This is a genomic window from Enterococcus gallinarum, from assembly GCF_021496385.1.
Lineage (GTDB): Bacteria > Bacillota > Bacilli > Lactobacillales > Enterococcaceae > Enterococcus_D > Enterococcus_D gallinarum.
This window is the reverse complement of the sequence record NZ_CP050816.1, coordinates 2,468,410-2,484,179: the sequence shown is the minus strand read 5'-3', so window position 1 is coordinate 2,484,179 and position 15,770 is coordinate 2,468,410. Positions and strand designations below refer to the sequence as shown.

Annotated in this window: 15 protein-coding genes; 14 read left to right on the top strand and 1 reads right to left on the bottom strand. The window is 41.2% G+C overall.

Annotated elements, in window-relative coordinates; genetic code table 11:
- Positions 1-11 precede the first annotated feature (11 nt).
- From HED61_RS12280 to recO, 9 genes are all read left to right on the top strand, one after another.
- On the top strand, positions 12-443 hold the full coding sequence (locus HED61_RS12280; RefSeq protein WP_003126280.1) for a Fur family transcriptional regulator: 432 nt from the start codon (positions 12-14) through the stop codon (positions 441-443).
- Positions 444-611: 168 nt separating this feature from the next.
- Positions 612-788, top strand: a complete 177-nt coding sequence (gene rpsU / locus HED61_RS12275; protein WP_002356740.1) for a 30S ribosomal protein S21 — start codon at positions 612-614, stop codon at positions 786-788.
- Positions 789-821: 33 nt separating this feature from the next.
- The gene (locus HED61_RS12270; RefSeq protein ID WP_003126298.1) at positions 822-1,271 is read left to right on the top strand and encodes a GatB/YqeY domain-containing protein; all 450 of its coding nucleotides are present in this window, start codon (positions 822-824) and stop codon (positions 1,269-1,271) included.
- 211 nt (positions 1,272-1,482) lie between these two features.
- Positions 1,483-2,457 (top strand): PhoH family protein, encoded by a 975-nt coding sequence (locus HED61_RS12265; RefSeq protein ID WP_003126299.1) that lies wholly within the window; start codon positions 1,483-1,485, stop codon positions 2,455-2,457.
- 21 nt (positions 2,458-2,478) lie between these two features.
- Complete coding sequence (locus tag HED61_RS12260; protein ID WP_003126300.1) at positions 2,479-4,680, top strand: HD family phosphohydrolase; 2,202 nt, start codon at positions 2,479-2,481, stop codon at positions 4,678-4,680.
- Positions 4,680-5,156, top strand: a complete 477-nt coding sequence (gene ybeY, locus HED61_RS12255) for an rRNA maturation RNase YbeY (RefSeq protein ID WP_219645010.1) — start codon at positions 4,680-4,682, stop codon at positions 5,154-5,156. The genes HED61_RS12260 and ybeY overlap by 1 nt, the downstream gene beginning before the upstream one ends.
- Complete coding sequence (locus tag HED61_RS12250; RefSeq protein WP_029486721.1) at positions 5,140-5,529, top strand: diacylglycerol kinase family protein; 390 nt, start codon at positions 5,140-5,142, stop codon at positions 5,527-5,529. The genes ybeY and HED61_RS12250 overlap by 17 nt, the downstream gene beginning before the upstream one ends.
- 27 nt (positions 5,530-5,556) lie before the next feature.
- On the top strand, positions 5,557-6,456 hold the full coding sequence (gene era, locus HED61_RS12245) for a GTPase Era (protein WP_219645011.1): 900 nt from the start codon (positions 5,557-5,559) through the stop codon (positions 6,454-6,456).
- Between the two features lie 115 nt (positions 6,457-6,571).
- Positions 6,572-7,348, top strand: coding sequence for a DNA repair protein RecO (gene recO / locus HED61_RS12240; RefSeq protein WP_219645012.1), 777 nt, complete (start codon positions 6,572-6,574; stop codon positions 7,346-7,348).
- Here the strand turns inward: recO and HED61_RS12235 are convergent.
- The gene (locus tag HED61_RS12235; protein ID WP_081131598.1) at positions 7,339-8,145 is read right to left on the bottom strand and encodes an AraC family transcriptional regulator; all 807 of its coding nucleotides are present in this window, start codon (positions 8,143-8,145) and stop codon (positions 7,339-7,341) included. The genes recO and HED61_RS12235 overlap by 10 nt on opposite strands.
- A 110-nt stretch (positions 8,146-8,255) precedes the next feature.
- On the opposite strand from HED61_RS12235, the gene HED61_RS12230 reads away from it, so the two are divergent.
- From HED61_RS12230 to glyS, 5 genes are all read left to right on the top strand, one after another.
- A complete protein-coding gene (locus tag HED61_RS12230; protein ID WP_219645013.1) occupies positions 8,256-10,268 on the top strand; it encodes a beta-galactosidase in 2,013 nt (670 codons plus the stop codon).
- Complete coding sequence (locus tag HED61_RS12225; RefSeq protein WP_219645014.1) at positions 10,265-12,019, top strand: glycoside hydrolase family 35 protein; 1,755 nt, start codon at positions 10,265-10,267, stop codon at positions 12,017-12,019. Before HED61_RS12230 ends, HED61_RS12225 begins: the two co-directional genes overlap by 4 nt.
- 484 nt (positions 12,020-12,503) lie before the next feature.
- The gene (locus HED61_RS12220) at positions 12,504-12,743 is read left to right on the top strand and encodes a hypothetical protein (protein ID WP_003126309.1); all 240 of its coding nucleotides are present in this window, start codon (positions 12,504-12,506) and stop codon (positions 12,741-12,743) included.
- Between the two features lie 12 nt (positions 12,744-12,755).
- Positions 12,756-13,670, top strand: coding sequence for a glycine--tRNA ligase subunit alpha (gene glyQ, locus HED61_RS12215; protein ID WP_162787489.1), 915 nt, complete (start codon positions 12,756-12,758; stop codon positions 13,668-13,670).
- Between the two features lies 1 nt (position 13,671).
- Positions 13,672-15,744 (top strand): glycine--tRNA ligase subunit beta, encoded by a 2,073-nt coding sequence (gene glyS / locus HED61_RS12210; protein WP_219645015.1) that lies wholly within the window; start codon positions 13,672-13,674, stop codon positions 15,742-15,744.
- Positions 15,745-15,770 lie beyond the last annotated feature (26 nt).

The following is a 15,770-nucleotide window of genomic DNA, read 5'->3' as shown; positions in this document are numbered from 1 at the left end:
GGAGGGATTCGATGAAAAATCAACCATTGATTGAGCAAGCTATGTCGATATTAAAAGAACATGGCTATAAATATACCAAAAAAAGAGAAGCTATCATTACTTATTTAGTGAAACGCAACCGTTATTTGCCGGCAAAAGAAATCCATGATTTCATGTCTGAAGAATACCCGGGTCTAAGTTATGACACGATCTATCGGAACCTTCATGATTTTTCTGAGATTGGCATCTTGGAAGAGACTGAATTGAATGGAGAAATGAAATTTCGTTATAATTGCTGCGTGGAATTGGAAGATCATCACCATCATCATTTTATTTGCACGGTTTGTGGCAAAACAAAAGAGCTGCATATTTGTCCAATGGATTTCTTTCAAGAACAATTGCCCGGGTGCAGTATCGAAGGCCATCGTTTTGAAATTCTAGGCAGATGTGAAGATTGTCGCTGATTGTTCGGATTCTAAGATTGAATCAGGAAGTTCATCGACTTTTTTACTAGAATACCTTGACACTTTTTCAGGGGTTAGCTATAATTTTCAAAGGACAGTCTTGTTTTTTGAGATTTTATTTCAATGACAAATACGGTTACTTTTTAAGCTCGGAGGGAGGGAATTTACATGTCAAAAACAGTCGTTCGCAAAAACGAATCACTTGACGATGCTCTTCGTCGCTTCAAACGTTCCGTGTCAAAAGCGGGTACTTTACAGGAATCTCGTAAACGTGAATTTTACGAAAAACCAAGTGTAAAGCGTAAGAAAAAATCTGAAGCAGCTAGAAAACGTAAAAAATTCTAATTTTCTACTGTTTTGAGAATTGGAGCTGGTAGTGTGACGCTACTAAGTACACTGAATGATGACATGAAAACAGCGATGAAAGCCAAAGACAAGGAAACGTTGCAGGTGATTCGCATGTTGAAAGCATCGATTCAAAACGAACAGATCAAAAAAGGTGCCGACTTGAACGAAGAGGAAGAATTGACTGTGTTGTCTCGTGAAATGAAACAACGTCGTGATTCTCTGACTGAATTTGAGAAAGCCGACCGTACCGATCTGGCTGAAAAAGTCAAAGGTGAAATTGCAATTGTTGAAAAATACTTGCCGGCACAACTTGATGAAGCGGAAATTCGCCAAATCGTTGCTGGTGCGATCGAAAAAACAGGGGCTTCTTCTCCGAAGGAATTCGGAAAAGTGATGGGCGCTGTGATGCCTCAGGTAAAAGGCAAAGCAGACGGCAACCAAGTGAATGCGATCGTCAAAGAATTATTAGGGCAAATGTAAGGACACGCCGTAAGCATTTTATTGGATGCTTACGGCTTTTTTGTTCTTTCTTAGTGAGTATTTTTAAGTAGAATCAATGATCGAAAAACAAACTATTAATAAATTGCAAAGAACGCTGCCAAAACGCTTCTTGAAGCTTACAAGTAATTTTGCTTTTAGCGATTGTGTGGTATTATAAACTAGAATGCCTAAAAAAGGAGCTGTAACTTATTTGACAGAAGAGCGTATTTCTTTGGAAATCCAACTGACTCAAAATGATGATATTAGTTTGTTGTTGGGTTCCCATGACAAACATATCAAAGTCATCGAAGATGCTACACAAACAACGATCCATACCCGCGGAGAAATGATCCAAATCATTGGTGAAAAGACAGCCGCTGAAAAAGCCCAATCCGTGATCCATGCGTTGCAAGAGTTGATCAAACGAGGGATCAATATCAGTACGCCAGATGTTATTACGGCATTGAACATGGCAAATAAAGGAAACTTAGATTATTTCACAGATATGTATGAAGAAGAAATCATCAAAGATCGTAACGGTAAGCCGATCCGTGCAAAAAATGCCGGACAAAAGAAATATATTGAAGCCATCAGAACTCATGATGTCGTTTTTGGTGTTGGACCAGCAGGAACCGGAAAGACGTTTCTTGCCGTTGTCATGGCCATTGCGGCATTGAAGAAAGGACAAGTTCAAAAAATCATCTTGACCCGACCCGCTGTTGAAGCAGGTGAAAATCTTGGCTTTTTACCAGGTGATCTGAAAGAAAAAGTCGATCCCTATTTGCGTCCCGTTTATGATGCCCTTTATCAAATCTTTGGTATGGATCATACCAATCGTTTGATGGAACGCGGCGTGATCGAGATTGCTCCGCTAGCCTATATGAGGGGGCGGACTTTGGAAGATGCTTTTGTGATTCTTGATGAGGCACAGAATACCACTATTGCCCAAATGAAAATGTTTTTGACCCGCCTAGGATTTAATTCAAAAATGATCGTTAATGGCGATACAAGTCAAATTGATTTACCAAAAGGAACAACGAGCGGACTGATTCATGCGCAACGAGCGTTAGAAGCAATTCCTAAAATTGCGTTCGCGCACTTTGAAGCAGGAGATGTCGTTCGTCATCCAGTCGTTGCAGACATTATACGTGCCTATGAGGAATCCGATAGTAAAGAACAACGTTGATTGTCGGACAGGAGGGGTAAAATGATCATACAACCGTTACGGAATTTTCGAGAAAAATTAGGCCGCTTTTACCTGCCGCTGCTTATGGTGCTCTTTTTTGTTTTATCTATTGGGATTATGTTTTCCAGTGTAAAACAAAACAATGTCGACTATAGCGAGGGGCAGGTTGCGGAAGAGAATATCCGAGCCAACAAAACGATTGAAAACACAACTGCTACTGAACAAAAACGTACGCTAGCCGCTGAAGCCGTCTCGCCTGAATACACGTATCAAGACGATTTGGCACAAGTTCAACATGAACGGATCAATCATTTGTTTGAATTGATTGATACAGTCAACAAGACTGTCAATACGAAATATGAAGCTGCGGTCAAAGCTGCTGGTGAAAATGAAAATGTTCCTAAACCGGATACAGAAGAGTATATCGCCACTTTAAAAAAAGAATTTGAAAAAATGAGTGATGATGAACTTGATTTTTATCAAGCGCTGACCAATAATTTTTTGTCGACATTATTTTCATTGAATAGTGATCAGCTGAACACGGTAAGAGATTATGCGCTGCAGCTTGTTGATGAACAAATGGCTAAACAGATCCGCCAATCTGAATTGAGTACTTTTCGATCAGAAGCCGAAGAAAAGATCCAGTTTTTGGATGTAACTTCTGAAATGGCAACAGCATTACGCTTTTTAGTCAATCAAGGGATCGTTGTCAACGATTTTCCTAATGAGAAACGAACGGAAGAAGCTCGGCAGGCTGCCAAAGACGCTGTTCAGCCTGTTATGATCTATCAAGGTGAGATCATTGTCCGGGAAGGCTCGCAGATTGATTCAAATGCATTAGAAAAATTGCAGCTTCTCGGTCTGACGAGTCAAACCTTCTCTGTATTTCCGTTGATTGCTTTAGTTTTTACTGCTGCTTTACAGATGCTCATGCTCTTTTATTACACACGGCAGACAAAAAACGAAGACAAACGGATGAATGCTGTGACCTTTTATGTCATTGCGATGATTTTTAGTATTTTATTGATGAAGTTTTTCCAACTATTTCAGTCTGAACTCATCGCGTTCATTCCGTTATTCTTTCCAGCTGCCTTTACCCCGCTGATCTTGAATATATTCTCAAGTCGGCGTTTGGGAATTTTAGCTGCGATGTTTCAAGTAATCAATGCGATTTTCATTTATTTTGATTCCAGCGGTACGAATATGCTGACTACTGTCTTGGTAACCTATTTGTTCTCTGGATTGATGGGAACGATGATCAGAAGGGAACGAATCGCCAGTCAAGGACGAACAGCCATTATGTGGGTCATCGTCTTTCCGTTCTTATTAAGTGTCATGTTAGTGATTTTCCAAGGGATGGATTTCGCGAGAGGCAATACCTGGACGACGATCATTTGTGCCTTAGCGGGTTCATTACTTAGCTATCTACTAACGATTGGTTTGCATCAATACATTGAGTTATTGGTCTCAGACAATAGCATGATCGTTCTGAACGAACTAAGTAATCCAAATCACCCGTTACTTAAACAATTACTGGAAGAAGCACCAGGAACCTATCATCATAGTATGATGGTCGCCAATTTGAGTGCTAATGCTGTAGCAGAGATCGGCGGACAAAGTTTACTGACACGGGTCGCTTGTTACTATCATGATATCGGTAAATTAAAGCATGCGAATTTCTTTGTTGAGAATTTACCCGCAGGGGCTGAAAATCCCCATAACTTTTTGCTTCCGGAAGACAGCAAGCAAATCATTTTCGGACATGTGATCGATGGAGCGGTTCTTTTAGAAAATGAGAAAATGCCTCAGATGGTGGTGGATATTTGTCGCCAGCACCATGGAACAACCTTGATGCGTTATTTCTATGTCAAAGCGAAAGAACGTAATCCAGAAGTGACAGAAGCCGATTTTCGCTATCCTGGACCAAAACCACAAACAAGAGAAGCAGGGGTCGTTAGTATCGCGGATAGTTGTGAAGCTGCTGTACGGGCAATGGATAATCCCACAGATCAGAAAATCAAGGAATTTGTTTCGAATTTGATCAATGATCGGATTCTTGATGGACAATTAGATGAGTCCGGACTGACATTGCATGAAATTCGTATCATTGAAAAGTCCTTAGTCAATGGATTGTGTAGTACATTCCATTCACGGATCAAATATCCGAAAATGAAGTCCGAAGCTGAAAAAATGAAAGAAGAACAAGAAAGAAGAGATCGGTAATGGAGATTGCTTTTTTAGATGAAACAAATACAGTGAGTCAAGAGAAAATCAATGAAATTGATGAACTGCTGCAGTATGCGGCAGACTATTTGAAGCTGCCTGAGGATACGGAAATGTCTGTCACCTTCATGGACAATGCCGCTATCCAAATCATCAATCGGGACTATCGTGATAAAGATCAACCGACGGATGTCATCAGTTTTGCTTTAGAAGAAGAAACGGAAGAAGAGTTGCCGATCATCTTTGATGATGAAATGCCAACTATGCCGAGAAATCTCGGGGATATCATGATTTCAGTCGAGCGGGCAAAAGAGCAAGCTAGTGAGTATGGACACAGCTATGATCGAGAATTAGGCTTTTTAGCGCTGCATGGATTTTTGCATATCAATGGTTATGATCATATGACACCAGAAGATGAGAAAGAAATGTTCGGTCTGCAAAAGGAAATATTGGATGCCTATGGACTCAAAAGATAAGAATACAGAAAAAAACAAACAATTTATCACATCCATTGAATTTGCCTTTACAGGAATCAAGACCGTCTTTGACGAAGAGCGCAATATGCGCAAACATGTCTTGTTAGGCATCGTTGCAATCATTGCGGGATTTGTCTTTAGATTAAATCAAATGGAATGGCTCTGGTTGTTATTGTCGGTATTTTTGGTTTGGATCGTGGAAATCGTCAACACAGTCTTTGAAAATGTCGTTGATATGTTTACCGATTTTCACTTCCATCCCATTGGCAAAAAAATCAAAGACATGGCGGCAGGAGCAGTCCTGATGACAGCATTCTTTGCATTGATCGTTGCGGCAATCATTTTTATACCAAAAATTTTAGCGTTCTTTTAGAAAGATAACACACAGAGGAGATCACCTATGACAACACATAAATCAGGCTTTGCTGCCATTGTTGGCCGGCCCAACGTTGGTAAATCCACATTACTTAATCGCGTAGTAGGTCAAAAAATCGCTATCATGAGCGACAAAGCACAAACGACCCGAAATAAAATCCAAGGGGTTTACACAATACCAGATGCACAAATCGTTTTTATCGATACACCTGGAATCCATAAGCCAAAACATCGTTTAGGAGATTTCATGGTGGAAACTGCTTATAGTGCACTTCGTGAAGTCGATGTGACCTTATTTATGATCAGTGCCGATCAAAAACGGGGGAAGGGCGATGACTTCATTATCGAGCGGCTGCGGAAAAACGAGACGCCGGTCTTTCTAGTTATCAATAAAATCGATAAAGTACATCCAGACGAACTTTTAGCTATTATCGAAGATTATGCGGCTCAAATGACGTTTGCGGAGATCGTGCCGATTTCGGCAACGGAAGGAAATAATTTTGAGACATTGATGAGATTAGTCATTGATCAAATGCCGGAAGGTCCCCAATATTTTCCTGAGGATCAAATCACAGACCATCCAGAATATTTCATCGTTTCGGAATTAGTGCGGGAAAAAGTGCTGTTACTGACTAGAGACGAAGTGCCTCACTCAGTCGCTGTGGTGGTTGACTCGATGAAACGGGATGAAAATGATAAAGTTCATATTCAAGCAACGATCGTCGTTGAACGGGATAGCCAAAAAGGAATCATTATTGGGAAAGGCGGCAAAATGCTGAAACAAATCGGAACAAAAGCACGATTAGATATCGAGCATTTGTTAGACGATAAAGTTTACTTGGAATTATGGGTCAAAGTTCAAAAAGACTGGCGAGACAAACAAACCTTCCTGACAGACTACGGTTATCGGAACGATGATTACTGATCTTCTCTAAACAAGATCAGCTAAGAAGTTTGATGAGAGAAAAGACAAAGAAAGCTGGAGCAAGCGAAGGGGATTGAGCTGCTTCAGCTTTCTGGTTTAGAAAGGAGCGTTTTTCATGAATTTAGTTGAAACAAAAGGGATCTTGTTATTTACTAGGGACCATAAAGAAAAAGATAAACTGGTCAAAATATTCACTGAATCGGCTGGAAAGCAAATGTTCTATGTAAAAGGTGCCCACCGCAAGAATAATCCTTTAACGCCAGCTTTGCTTTCGTACACTGAAGCGACCTATATTGGAAATATTCGTTCTGAGGGCTTGTCATTCTTGAATAATGCCAAAGATATCCATTCTTTTCGCAAAATTCAAGCTGATATTTTTCTTGCAGGCTATGCTACGTATCTATTGAATCTGGCTGACTCTGCGATCGATGACCGCGTGTACGATCCAAATCTCTATCATTTCTTACATGAAGCTTTGCAGTTGATGGATACTGATAATGATGCAGAGATCATCACTAATATTTTTGAGATTCAGTTGCTGCAGCGTTTTGGGGTCTCACCGATATGGACCCACTGTGCGGTCTGCGGACAAACAGAAGGCCGCTTTGATTATTCCTCGAAATACAATGGCGTCATATGCGAAAAGCATTGGTCCTTAGATGACCATCGTTATCACGGTGATCCAAGGGCAATCCATTTTATTCGTTTGTTTGCACAAATCTCTTATGAACAAATCGCATCGATCAAGTTAAAACCAGAAACGAAGCAAGCCATTCGTCAGGTAATTGATTTATTGTATGATGAATATGTTGGCTTACATTTGAAAAGCAAAAAATTTATTGATCAAATGGGACAGTGGCAAGATATCCTGAAACCCAAAGATCAACGATAAAGTTGGCGAAACTTCTTTGGAGTAGCGCCAACTTTTTTTTTGAAAAGAGCAGTGAAATGACTTGCATCTGGGATTCCTACCAAGAAAGCGACATCTTGGATGTCCAGATGAGGCTCGCCTACCAATAATTCTTTGGCACGATTCAGGCGATAATTCAGCAAAAATTGGGAGGTTGACTGTCCCAAAAAGCGCTGAAAGAGCCGCGACAAATACTGCGGAGTTACAAAAATTTTTTCCGCAAGTTCAGCGACGGTCAATGGATGAGCATAATTGGTTTCGATTTCTTGTAGTATAGGCGCAATGTAGCGTTGGTACAAATGATGCTTTTCATTTGCGTCAGCATTTTGCTGTTGGATCAATGCCAAAAGAAAGTGATAGCAACTGCTGGAAGAGCGCAATGGGTCTAATATTTTTTCTTGATCGTCGCGGATTCGTTGATTGATCCACTCACTGTAAGAAAATAAAGGGCTATCTTGCCCCATCAAGTAGCGCTTTCCGCCAAAAGGTTTCAACAATTCCTGTACTAAATCTCCTTGCAGCGTAACAAAGTTTGTCTGCCAGTCTCTATGAGGATGGTAACGATGAGGGATGAATGGCAAAATCAAAATGCCAGCCCCAGGAGTTAACACAAAGGATTGATCGTTAAAAAGGACGGTCCCTTGGCCAGCGGTAGTTTGCAACCAGTGATAATATGGATAACCAGTGGGACGAACCACTTCATCTTGTGCCCAATGATTCCCAATGCTCTCGATACTGACAGGGAGCCGAGGGTTGTTCTGATAGAAATAGATAGACATTGAATTCTCCTTGTTTCGAAATATTATAGAATCATGACAATCCTATTATACTACAACTTTTTGAAAAGCCTTACAATAATAATTATCAATGAGAAAAAGGAGCGTCAAACATGAAAAAAGTTTTTGAACGGTTTTTATTCGGTGGCGATTATAACCCTAATCAGTGGCCGCAAGAAATATGGCAAGAAGATATGCGAATTTTTAGAAACGCACACATCAATAGTGCGACTATCAATGTCTTTTCTTGGGCAAAAATCCAACCTTCAGAGCACGATTATTACTTTAATGAGTTGGATGAGATGATTGATATGTTGAGTGAAGAAGGCTACGACATTGTATTAGCGACTTCAACAGCGGCGTTGCCAGCATGGATGTTCAAGCGCTATCCAGAAGTGGCTCGAACTGACTATGAAGGGCGGCACCATAAATTTGGACAGCGGCACAATGCGTGTCCTAACAGCTTAGTCTACCAAAAATATGCACAACGATTAGCTGGGAAATTGGCACAACGCTATGGTGGTAACCCGCAAGTCACTTGTTGGCATATCAATAATGAATATGGAGGTGAGTGTTATTGCGAAAACTGTGAGAAAGCTTTTCGGGTCTGGCTAAAAGATAAGTATCAAACCCTTGAGGCATTGAATAAAGCGTGGAATCTGGAATTTTGGGGGCATACTGTTTATGAATGGGACGAAATCGTTCTGCCGAATGCTCTTTCTGAAGGAATCGGTCATGACAAAACCGCATTTGCAGGAATTTCTATCGATTATCGTCGTTTCAATTCTGACAGTCTTTTAGAAAACTTTAAGTTAGAACGGGATGCTATTCGTCAATTCGATAGTCAAACACCGATTACCACGAATTTGATGGGAACTTTTAAAGGACTCGATTACTTCAAATGGGCAAAAGAAATGGATATTGTTTCTTGGGACAACTATCCTTCATATAATACACCATGGAGTTTCGTTGCAATGACTCATGATTTGATGCGGGGATTGAAACAAGCGCCGTTTATGTTGATGGAACAAACACCATCCCAACAAAACTGGCAACCATATAATTCATTGAAAAAACCTGGCCAAATGCGCGCGCAAAGCTATCAGACGATCGCTCATGGAGCAGATACAATCCAGTTTTTCCAACTTCGCCGCTCCATTGGTGCTTGTGAGAAGTTTCATGGTGCGGTGATAGAACATGTTGGGCATGAGAACACCCGTGTATTTAAAGAAACTGCAGCATTAGGAGAAGAATTGAGCCGACTGAACGAAGTTTTGGGTAGTGAAACAAAGGCTGAAGTTGGTGTTCTATTTGATTGGGATAATTATTGGGCATTGGAATATACGAGCGGACCAACAGTTGATTTGACTTATGTGCAACAAATCCATCAATATTATCGTTACTTTTATGAAAAGAATATCGCAACAGATTTGGTGTCAGTTGATGCAGATTTCAGCAAGTACCAAGTGCTGGTAGCACCGGTTTTGTACATGGTAAAAGCAGGTATGAAAGAAGCTCTTGAATCCTTTGTGGAACAAGGAGGCACCTTGATCACAACGTATATGAGTGGCATTGTTGACCAGTCAGACAATGTCCATCTAGGCGGCTACCCTGGGCCTTTAAGAGAGCTAGCAGGAATCTGGGTAGAAGAGATTGATGCATTAGCACCAGAGCAGACGAACGTTATCCAATTAAAGGGGGGAAGACAGGGAGAAAGTAACTTAGTCAGTGAGATCATCCATTTGGAGACCGCTGAATCTGTAGCGGACTATACGAGTAACTTCTATGCCGGTTCACCAGCAGTGACCAAAAATCGATTTGGTCAAGGGGTCGTTTATTATATTGGGACTCAACTTGAAAAAGATCTTTTAGATACGATCTTGGATGAAGCAACCAATAGCGCAAATCTAACTGCTGTGATTGAAGGAGAAACAAATCTAGAAATCAGCTGTCGTCATACGGAAGAAGCGGTTTACTATTTTATCATCAATTTTCAGAAGCAAGCGCAAAAGGTGCCGGCACAATTTGTAGGAAAGAAGGACCTACTGTCCGGTAAGCATTTGACTGAAGACTCCGTTGCAGATCAATACAGTGTATATGTAATCAAGGAAGGAAGAAGCGAATGACTGCTTTTGTAATCAAAGACGAATTTTATTTAAATGATCAGCCCATGAAAATTATTTCTGGCTCGATACACTATTTTCGAGTTGTGCCTGCATATTGGCGGGATCGCTTAGAAAAATTACGTTTGATGGGTTGTAATACAGTCGAAACGTATGTGCCTTGGAATATGCATGAACCGCAGGAAGGAAAGTTTGACTTTAGCGATAATCTTGATTTGCGGCGCTTTATTCAGCTTGCACAGGAGGTAGGGCTGTATGTGATCCTTCGTCCAGCACCTTATATTTGTGCGGAATGGGAATTCGGGGGCCTTCCTTATTGGCTGTTAAAAGATCCCTTCATGAAGATTCGCTTTGACTATCCACCGTTTATGGAAAAGATCGCTCGATACTTTACACAGCTTTTTTCTCAAGTGAGTGATTTACAGATCACTCAAGAAGGACCAATTTTGATGATGCAAGTTGAAAATGAATATGGCAGTTATGGAAATGACAAAAGTTATTTGCGAAAGTCTGCTGAACTAATGCGTCACAATGGCATTGACGTGCCCTTATTTACGTCAGATGGTCCTTGGCTGGATATGTTAGAGAACGGTTCGATCAAGGACATCGCACTGCCAACCATCAACTGTGGATCAGACATTAAGGAGAATTTTAGAAAACTTCAAGAATTCCATGGGAAGAAGCAGCCATTGATGGTCATGGAATTTTGGATAGGCTGGTTTGATGCATGGGGAGATGACAAGCACCATACCACATCGGTAACCGACGCTGCTAATGAATTGCGGGACTGCTTAGAAGCTGGCTCCGTCAATATTTATATGTTCCATGGTGGCACGAACTTCGGCTTTATGAATGGTGCCAACTATTATGAGAAATTATCACCAGACGTTACTAGCTATGACTATGATGCGTTGTTATCGGAATGGGGCGATGTGACACCTAAGTATGAAGCATTTCAACAAGTCATAGGTGAAATTACCGAAATCCCATCCTTTCCTTTGACTACAAAAATCACCAAACGGGCTTATGGTAGCTGGAAAGTTAGTCAGCGAGTTTCTCTCTTTGAGACACTAGCTAGCATCAGTCAACCAGTCAAGCACAATTATCCTTTAACGATGGAACTGTTAGATCAAGCTACTGGCTATGTCTATTATCGTTCGCAAATTGGCAAATCGCGTGTGATCGAAGACTATCGACTGATCCATTGTCAGGATCGAGCCCATACGTTTATTAATAATCAGCTGCAATTTATTCAATATGATCAGGAAATCGGACAAAAGAAGACTTTCACACTGACGGAGGAGTCAAATGAGTTAGGGATCTTGGTTGAGAACATGGGACGGGTCAATTACTCCGTCCAAATGAATCATCAATACAAAGGTATCAAAGACGGAGTGATCGTCAACGGTGCGTTTCAAAGTGAATGGGAAATATACAGTCTACCGATGGATAATCTTGATCAAGTAGATTTTTCCGGTCACTGGCAAACGGGACAACCGAGTTTCTCCAAAGTGAGCTTTCAAGTGGATGAATGCGCAGATACATTTGTAGAACTGCCGGGCTGGGGCAAAGGATTTATTGTGATCAATGGGCATAATATTGGTCGTTTCTGGGAGAGAGGACCGCAAAGACGGTTATATATTCCAGCTCCTTATTTACGAGAAGGAAACAACGAGGCTGTGATTTTTGAAAGTGACGGTCGGGTATCAGATATGATCATCTTTCACGATCAGCCGGACTTAGGCCCTAATTAATTGCTTTTATATTTTTTGATTGACAAAGTCCCTATACAGCTACTATGATAAGGATAATCAAATAAATACGTTGATCGGAAAAAAGAAAGAAGCCAGAGTCATCCAGCGAGCTTGGGATAGTGAAAGCCAAGTTGAATCCTTTTTTCGCAGGCATCCGGGAGTATGACTCAATGAAGCTGCCGAGTAATCGGAAGTAGGGTGGAACCGCGAGAATATCGTCCCTATATCTATGCGCAAGTATAGGTATAGGGATTTTTTGGTGTGGATCACCATTGCTCGAATCACTGTGATCGACCTGTAAAGCAGGACATGCAAGTCCTTGTTAGCGAACCCTGCTGGTAGAAGTGACTGCAGGAGTAACACAGAAGAGACGAGCAGATGTGAAACAGTAGGCTCGCAGGGAGAACGTAGTACCTGTGTCCTATTTCATGAAAAACTCAACCTTTGCGGTAGAATCAATGACTTAGAAAAGGAGGGGACTCTCATGCCATTTGATATGACGATTGCTGCATCAGAATTCAAAGAAAAAAAATTAAAAGTGTTAGCAAGTATTCCATTGCAAATCTTAGTCAAGCAAGATGACCAACTAGTCAAAGAGTTAACAACAAAACCGGACCAAATGTTGTATGATTTGTCAGATGTTTTGACGGATGACCATGTTGTTGAAGTAAAATTGATTCCAGGTCATGTTGTTGAATTTTATCCAGTAGTCAATGCGTTGTAAGAAAGGAAGAAAATAATGAGTAAATTAACCGTTCAAGAAATGATCTTGACTTTACAGAAGTTCTGGTCTGATAACGGCTGTATGCTAATGCAGGCGTATGATACCGAAAAAGGAGCAGGAACCATGAGTCCGTATACTTTTTTACGTGCAATTGGACCGGAGCCTTGGAACGCCGCCTATGTGGAGCCGTCTCGCCGACCGGCTGACGGCCGTTATGGAGAAAATCCCAACCGTTTGTATCAGCACCATCAATTTCAAGTGGTGATGAAGCCCTCTCCAGAAAATATTCAAGAATTATACCTTGAAAGTCTGCGTTTGCTAGGGATCGATCCGCTAGAACATGATATTCGCTTTGTAGAAGACAACTGGGAAAATCCTTCTATGGGTTGTGCTGGTCTGGGTTGGGAAGTTTGGCTAGACGGCATGGAGATCACTCAGTTTACTTACTTCCAACAAGTTGGAGGATTGGCCTGCAAACCCGTTACTTCAGAGATCACCTATGGACTAGAACGTTTAGCATCTTATATCCAAGAAGTTGAAAGTGTCTATGATCTGGAATGGTCGACAGGGGTCAAATACGGCGAGATTTTCCGTCAGCCTGAATTTGAACATTCAAAATATTCCTTTGAAGTCAGCGATCAAGAGTTATTGTTAAGCAATTTTGACCGCTTTGAGGCAGAGGCAAAACGCTGTATCGATGAAAACCTCGTTCATCCTGCATATGACTATATTTTGAAATGCAGTCATACATTTAACCTGTTAGACGCTCGAGGAGCTGTTTCGGTAACTGAACGTGCTGGATATTTGGCTCGTATCCGTAATTTAGCAAGACAAGTTGCCAAGTTATTTGTCGCTGAACGGGAAAAACTAGGTTATCCATTATTAGCGCCAGAAGAAGCGGAAAAATTGATTGCGGGAGGGAAATAAAATGGCACAAAACCTATTATTAGAAATCGGTTTAGAAGAAATGCCAGCACATGTTGTCACGCCAAGCATGAAACAGCTACAACAAAAAACGGCGGAGTTTTTGACAGCTCATGCACTGCAATTCAGTTCGATCGAAGCTTATTCTACACCTCGACGTTTAGCTGTATATGTGACTGGGATTCCGGAAAGTCAAGCTGATACGCAAGAAGAAGTGAAAGGACCTGCCAAAAAAATTGCAATCGATGCCGATGGCAATTGGTCAAAAGCAGCCCAAGGGTTCGTTCGCGGACAAGGATTGACCACAGATGCAATTACCTTCAAAGAATTAAATGGTGTGGAGTATGTCTATGTCACCAAGCATATTCAAGGTAAACCAGCGCTTGAAGTTTTAACTGGTTTGAAAGAGGTCATTACTAGTTTGGCGTTCCCGGTAACAATGCACTGGGCAAATTTCGATTTTGAGTATATCCGGCCAATCCACTGGATCGTAGCATTGTTTGGCGCGGAAGTCGTACCATTTACAGTCCTTGACGTAGTAACAGATCGGAAATCCCGTGGCCATCGTTTCCTTGGAGAAGAAGTCACCTTTGAAACTGCCGATGACTATTTGAGTCAAATGGAACGCCAATTTGTGATCGCTGATCCATCCAAAAGACAGCAATTGATCGTAGACCAAATTGAGGCAATTGCTAAAGAAAACAACTGGCGGATCGATCTTGATGAAGATCTTTTAGAAGAAGTGAACAACTTGGTAGAATATCCGACTGCTTTTGTCGGTGACTTTGATGAAAAATATCTTTCAGTTCCAGAAGAAGTCTTAGTCACTTCGATGAAAGAACATCAGCGGTATTTTGATGTGCGCACCCCAGAAGGTGTTTTGTTGCCCCATTTCATTTCAGCAAGAAACGGCGATCGGGTAAAAATCGATAATGTAGTCAAAGGAAATCAGAAAGTATTGACAGCGCGTCTAGAAGACGCGGAATTCTTTTACAATGAGGATAAGAAACTTACCATCGATCAATGTGTGGAGAAACTAAAACAAGTCACTTTCCACGAAAAAATCGGTAGCTTATATGAAAAAATGCAACGGGTAGCTGTTATTGCTCAAATCATTGGAGAAACCGTCGGATTGTCTGAAGATGAAAGAACAGAATTGAAACGTGCATCAGAAATCTATAAGTTTGATTTAGTAACGAATATGGTCGGTGAGTTTCCGGAATTACAAGGAGTCATGGGTGAAAAGTATGCACTCTTGCAAGGAGAAACACCGCAAGTGGCACAAGCGATCCGTGAACATTATATGCCTGTCTCTGCTGAAGGTGCGTTACCTGAATCAAGCGTTGGAGCAATTTTAGCAATTGCTGATAAGTTAGACAGTTTACTGTCATTCTTTGCAGTGGGCATGATTCCAAACGGATCGAACGATCCATACGCATTGCGCCGACAAACTTATGGCATCATTCGGATTATTGCTGAGAAACGTTGGTACTTCCCGTTAGCCCGTTTACAGGAAAAAATCCGCACAGCAATCAATGAACAGCCATCAGTCTATGGCATTCAATTGAACGAAGGACAAGAGCAAGTCATTGATTTTGTTGACGGACGTCTGCGTCAATTCTTAGCAACGAAAAACATTCGTCATGATGTGATCGAAGCAGTGATCAACTCTCGTCAAGGCGATATCAGTCTTTTGTTTGAAGCTGCTCAAATGTTGAGAGCACATTTGAATGATTCTGATTTCAAACCTTCGATGGAAGCTTTGACAAGGGTCATTAATCTTGCGAAAAAGGCAGATCTTGAACACAAACAAATCAATCCTGAATTGTTTGAGAACGAATCAGAAAATACGCTTTATGAGGCAGTGGTCGCCATTGAAGATAAGTTCCCGCAACAAACGATGGAACAAAACTATCAAAGCCTAGTTTCATTGAGACCATTGATCGAAGCTTATTTTGATCAGACAATGGTCATGGTAGATGACGAGGCAATACGTCGCAATCGTTTTGCATTATTGGATAAGATCGCCAAAATGAGTTTGGCAGTAGCCAGCCTTGATGCTTTAGTCACAAAATAAGATTTGATCCAGCTAGTGTCCAGCAA